General features: G+C 37.5%; 5 protein-coding genes and 1 pseudogene. 1 reads left to right on the top strand and 5 read right to left on the bottom strand.

Annotation, left to right across the window (positions count from 1 at the left end):
- Positions 1–145 precede the first annotated feature (145 nt).
- Positions 146–469: an ankyrin repeat domain-containing protein gene (locus tag AACQ81_RS00910; protein ID WP_336885696.1), complete on the top strand. Its 324-nt coding sequence runs from the start codon at positions 146–148 to the stop codon at positions 467–469.
- A gap of 615 nt (positions 470–1,084) precedes the next feature.
- On the opposite strand, the gene AACQ81_RS00905 is transcribed toward AACQ81_RS00910, so the two are convergent.
- The 5 genes and pseudogenes from AACQ81_RS00905 to AACQ81_RS00885 form a co-directional block, all read right to left on the bottom strand.
- A complete protein-coding gene (locus AACQ81_RS00905) occupies positions 1,085–1,540 on the bottom strand; it encodes a YaiI/YqxD family protein (RefSeq protein WP_237388366.1) in 456 nt (151 codons plus the stop codon).
- A 246-nt stretch (positions 1,541–1,786) separates the two neighbouring features.
- Positions 1,787–2,608 (bottom strand): intradiol ring-cleavage dioxygenase, encoded by an 822-nt coding sequence (locus AACQ81_RS00900; protein WP_237388365.1) that lies wholly within the window; start codon positions 2,606–2,608, stop codon positions 1,787–1,789.
- A 316-nt stretch (positions 2,609–2,924) separates the two neighbouring features.
- Positions 2,925–4,061 (bottom strand): DmpA family aminopeptidase, encoded by a 1,137-nt coding sequence (locus AACQ81_RS00895; RefSeq protein WP_237388364.1) that lies wholly within the window; start codon positions 4,059–4,061, stop codon positions 2,925–2,927.
- A 54-nt stretch (positions 4,062–4,115) separates the two neighbouring features.
- Positions 4,116–5,222: an alkene reductase gene (locus AACQ81_RS00890; protein WP_237388363.1), complete on the bottom strand. Its 1,107-nt coding sequence runs from the start codon at positions 5,220–5,222 to the stop codon at positions 4,116–4,118.
- A 106-nt stretch (positions 5,223–5,328) separates the two neighbouring features.
- Positions 5,329–5,425 (bottom strand): annotated as a pseudogene (locus AACQ81_RS00885) (IS5/IS1182 family transposase); the annotation flags it as partial.

The raw sequence follows: 5,425 nt of genomic DNA, 5'->3' as shown, positions 1-5,425 counted from the left end.
ATCACGAGTCGTATCGTGCATCAATTCGAGGGCGCGTTTTTGTTCTGGTGTCAGATGAATTTTCATGGCTGCAAGCATGATCGGGTTTGGATAAGAAATCAAGCATCTTCAATGGCGATTGGTATATAATGTATTAAAATCCGCTGTGCTTGGTAATAATGTTAATGTAGTTAAAAAGGTTCATCATTTAATGAAAGATGAGGTTGATTTAAATAATCAAGAAATTGAGAGTGACGGTGAAACTTTGATTATGATAGCTGCCAGCAATAATCGCACTAATACCGTTAAATATCTGTTATTACAAGGTGCTGATATTAACCTAAGTACAACAACAGACGACAAAACTATGTTTTCTTATGACCAAAGTGCATTAACTTATGCGTGTAAGAATAATCTCCATGAAATGCAAAAGTTATTAATTGCAAATGGAGCATTAAATCATCGAACAGGCAAACCGTCTTGTGAATAACTGTAACAATGCATGATTTTCAAATCATGACGATGGTGTGGATAAAGACTGCTTATATTCTATTCCTTAATTTACTTTATAAACAGTTAATAAAAACACCATCGGTTGCATGTACTTATAAATATTGAATTGAGCGTCTTTAATTTACTTATAAAAATTAATTTTCGCTAAAAACTTCCTTTGAACGAGCCTGAAGTCAGAGTAGATGGTTTGAAAACTATACCTTGGATATTCCTAATGAACATTAACATTGAGCCACCACACCATTGGTTCGCATAATCTATATTATGTTAAATTAACGAGAAGAGATAGGTAATAACTTTATGTCCTACTCTATTCACTATATATGGCATAAGTCCCAACACACATTGATTCAGCCTGATGATATAATGATGTTACCTTTCCATTCATTCAATTGAAGACTTAACTTACAATGCACTTTGCATCGTAGTATTTATAGTTAGTCGCCGCTTTACCGCCGTCTTCGTAACGTTCGACCGCAAACGGAAATAATGGTCAAATTTATTGATGACCACTACAAATATAAGAGGCCGAAACTGTCATCCTTTTAATTAAAAATTATGTTTTTTACTCACAGAATAGTTGCATTTTCTTTCAAGATACATTTTTTTGTTGCAATAACCATTTATCTAGTTCATTTGCGAACCGTTGGCGATCGCGTTGGTTTAAAGCAGCAGGCCCTCCAGTTTGAACTCCACTCGCTCGCATCGTATCCATAAAATCACGCATAGTCAGACGTTCACGTATTGTCGCTTCACTATAACGTTCCCCGCGCGGATTGAGTGCTATTGCACCTTTTTCGATCACTTCAGCAGCAAGAGGGATATCTGCTGTAATAACTAAATCACCGATTTCTGAGTGACGAACAATTTCATTGTCAGCGACATCAAACCCGGCTGGGACTTGTAACGTACGTAAAAAAGCGGACGAAGGTATACTTAGTCGTTGATTTGCCACGAATGTAACTCGTACTTTTTCACGTTCCGCTGCACGATATAATACTTCTTTTATAACCTTAGGACATGCATCAGCATCTACCCATATAGGCATAACAGATTCCTCTTAGTTTCAAATTTTTAGTAATATCTAAGATATTCCCACGATTTTCAAGATAATGAAACTGTTATGGCATGCTAATTATGCATGTCTAACGGATTTGGAATGTCGGCATGACTCAAACAAAATAGTCTCCGATGTTTAGGCTAGGTTTAATCCGACAGACACATCGGTATCTGTCAGATCCGGTCTGAACTTTAAACTCCGGTTATGGAGTGTTTTTTTCTAAATCAGACTCACTTATACAGTATGTTTAGCCAAGTCTTTAGGGGCTATTTTCTTGGATACATGATCTTTATTAATAGATAACACTATCTTTCCATGTAATCCATCCAATGGATTATCACCTATTTTTCCTATTGTCAAAATTGCAGCCCTATTTTTAACTCCAGAAAAAATAGAATCGTTTTCATTTTTTAGCCTATTAATATCTCTTGGAGAATACATATCATTAGTCATTACTTCTTCAGATATACCCTCAGGGAAATAGAGCTGGCCTACAAAATAGAATTTATCTTCCTGTCTTTTTTGTACATTCGCATTCCTTGCTGATAAATGGATATGTATAGCTCTTCCAGCATAAAATCCAGGGAAGATTGTAGTGAATCTGACTATCCCTTCTTTGTCTGTCCTTTGTGCCCCACGAAGAAATGTGCTTTCATCAGTTCTTGAAATCGACCCTATATTATCAGATGGAGCTTCTAGATCTGGGTTTATGTATTTCCAACCTGAGTATTTACCCATAGCATTACAATGCCATATATCAATAAAGATATCATCTAAAGGTTTACAAGTTACAGAGTCAATTATTTTCATTGTCAATAAAAGAGGTATCCCGGGTTCATCCTCTGTTATATTCCTTCTAAGCAATTTGTTATTTATAAAATATGGACCTGACATTTCCTCTGGAGTCATTTCGCAAACGCCTATATCAATACCATCTCCTTTCTTTGGTTGACCCTGTGAAGAAGCGATAGCTCCTGCTGACATCAGAGGTAATAATGAAAATGCTGCACCAGTAACACTCGCCTGTTTCAAAAAAAGTCTTCTTCCATTCTTCATAACGTGGCTCCTTATATGCCATTGAATATTATCATTTGTTGTATAGTAAACAGGTAAGCTATAGTTTAATGTGCGGATTCAGATAAGTGTAGTGGCTAGCGTTTGAAATATGACACGGGTATCCAAACGGGTATCAATCAATATTCATAAAGAGGTAATAAGAAGACAATAAAACCAAGCTCGCCAGTTTTTCACCTATAACCTGGTTGGCTGTAAATTCCATTTTTGGTAACCAAATAGTTTACTGAACCTGTAAGATTTTGATCCGCTGGCGAGCTCTGAAGTCGGGTAGTAAAGTGAAAAAGTCTGACCTTAACTAATTATCCAAAAGTATATTATGTTCTTTTAATAGTTCCTTAACTTTCTCTTTAGGGATAGGGAACGAAGTATTACCATTTCTCCCAACCATTTTTTTAGCTGCGAACATAGCATTAATGATTGCTTCTTCTGTTGCATTTATTGTTGCTTCATACAAAGGGTCTAGTTTGTCATTTGGCAATATTTTTATGGTGCTTATATCTTTTCGGGAGAAAGCACCATCATTTGCGGTTGAAAAAGCAATAAATATCTCACCGCTAGTATTTCTGGCAACCCCACCTACCCTTGAAAGCCCGAGAGATACCCTTTTTGCTATTTTATCCAGTTGATGAGGCGCTAATGGTGCATCTGTGGCAACCACAACGATTATCGATCCTGCATCCTTTATTTTTTTCTTATCTCCATGATATATAGAATGGAAGTCCTTTATTTTTTTACCAACCGGAATGCCTGCTATGATCAAATCATCCCTATCGCCAAAATTGCCTTGGACAAGAACACCGACAGTGTACCCCCCATCTTTTTTGTCTAAAATTCGTGATGAAGTACCTGTACCTCCTTTAAAATCAAAAAGGTTCATGCCCGTACCACCACCCACATTACCTTCTTCTATTACACCTGATTTAGCACTATTCAACGCATGATATACATGTTCTTTTTTTACATGCATACCATTTATATCATTTAATATTCCATCCCATGTTTCTGTAACCACAGGCAATAACCAAAATAAATCATCTTTTAGTGGTGAAGTCAGATTATTATCAATCATCCAGCTAATTGTTGAGTCTCTGACAACGCCAACACTATGGGTATTAGTGATTAATATTGGCGTTTCTAAGAAGCCACTTTCTTCAACCCATTGACTACCCGTCATATCTCCATTTCCATTTAAAGAAAATATACTGGAAAATACAGGACTGAATTTCTTTCCTCTCGGCAATATAGCTGTGACTCCTGTTCTTATTGGGCCTTTTCCGATTTTTAACTTTCCATCGTCTTTGATTATGGTTGAGTAACCTACTTTTACCCCACCAACATCTGTAATTGCATTATTTTTCCCTGTTACGCCAGAGAAAGGAATGCCTAAATTTCTTGCTCTAATTTCATCTGCCAAAGAATTTGAAGTTATCATTGTCGTTATATATACCAAATCAAAATGGAGGTTTAGGATTTAAAACATGAAAATTCAAAGTGAATTTGCTTTTGGCCAGTCAATATAACCCTTTGCCCCATTACCGTAATAGGCATCATTAGTGACATCAGCCAGTTCAATATCATAGCGTAGACGCTCGACTAAATCGGGATTGGAAATAAATGGACGGCCGAATGCAACTGCGTCAACTTTACCTTCTGTATGACGGGAAACTGCCATTTCAAGATCATAGTTGTTATTACCGATATAAGCCCCGTCAAACAGAGATCTCAATGCATCTAGATCAACATTCTCAGGAACTGTACGATCTTTCCCTGTCGTTCCTTCAACAAAGTGAAGATACGCTAGTCTGAATTTATTTAGCTGCTGAATCAGATAGCCATAAGTTGCCATCACATTGCTATCAAGCGGTGTGTTACCGACTTCTGTTGAGACAGGTGAAAGTCTAATGCCAATTTGTCCACTACTCCAAACACGGGTTACAGTTTCAACAATTTCTAAAATCAGTCGAGCACGATTTTCAATAGAACCACCATATTGATCAGTGCGGTGATTAGTCGAATCTCGCAGGAATTGCTCAAGAAGATAGTTATTGGCTGAATGAATTTCAATACCATCAAATCCTGCCCGCCTGGCGCATTCAGCCGCATGCTTATATTGTTCGATAATCTTAGCAATCTCATCAGTTTTTAATGCGCGTGGCATTGAAGCTTCTTGAGGGCCATCATAAGTGTAAACGTTACAATCTGCTTTGACGGCTGATGGTGCAACGGGGGCTTCTTGATTAGGTTGAAGGGTAACATGTGAACATCGACCAACATGCCACAATTGAATAACAATTTTTCCACCTGCATCATGAACAGCATCTGTAACTTTTTTCCATCCAGCCACCTGTTCTTCTGTCCAGATGCCGGGAGTCATGGCATAACCGCGTCCCTGTGCTGAGATGTTAGTGGCTTCTGAAATGATTAAACCGGCACTTGCTCGCTGAACATAATATGTCACATTAAGTTCATTGGGAACGCCTTCTTGATTCACGCGACTACGTGTCAAAGGTGCCATGACAATACGGTTGGCAAGTTCAATTTCTCCTAATCTTGTAGGTGAGAAAAGTTTAGTACGAATACTATTGTCGACCATAAAATTTCCTTTTTTAACAGTTAACTTGTCGTCTACAAAAAATCTAGAAATATGCTTACCATAGTTAAAAATTGACTAGAGCGTGTTGACCTTTGTTGTACATGTTTCAATCGACCCACATAGGGAGCCACATGATTGAAAATGCCAAAGCAACGAGACTTTCATAATTTCTTGCTAATTTGTCATACCGAGTAGCTACTGCT

The sequence above is a fragment of the Xenorhabdus sp. Sc-CR9 genome, from assembly GCF_963897815.1.
Taxonomy (GTDB): Bacteria; Pseudomonadota; Gammaproteobacteria; order Enterobacterales; family Enterobacteriaceae; genus Xenorhabdus.
The sequence above is the reverse complement of the archived record's forward strand: the minus strand, read 5'-3'. Positions and strand labels throughout refer to the sequence as shown.

Excerpts from the sequence above, each read along its gene's own strand:
- AACQ81_RS00890 (WP_237388363.1), bottom strand. The coding sequence starts at position 5,222 with ATGGTCGACAATAGTATTCGTACTAAACTTTTCTCACCTACAAGATTA.
- AACQ81_RS00900 (WP_237388365.1), bottom strand. The coding sequence starts at position 2,608 with ATGAAGAATGGAAGAAGACTTTTTTTGAAACAGGCGAGTGTTACTGGT.
- AACQ81_RS00895 (WP_237388364.1), bottom strand. The coding sequence starts at position 4,061 with ATGATAACTTCAAATTCTTTGGCAGATGAAATTAGAGCAAGAAATTTA.
- AACQ81_RS00905 (WP_237388366.1), bottom strand. The coding sequence starts at position 1,540 with ATGCCTATATGGGTAGATGCTGATGCATGTCCTAAGGTTATAAAAGAA.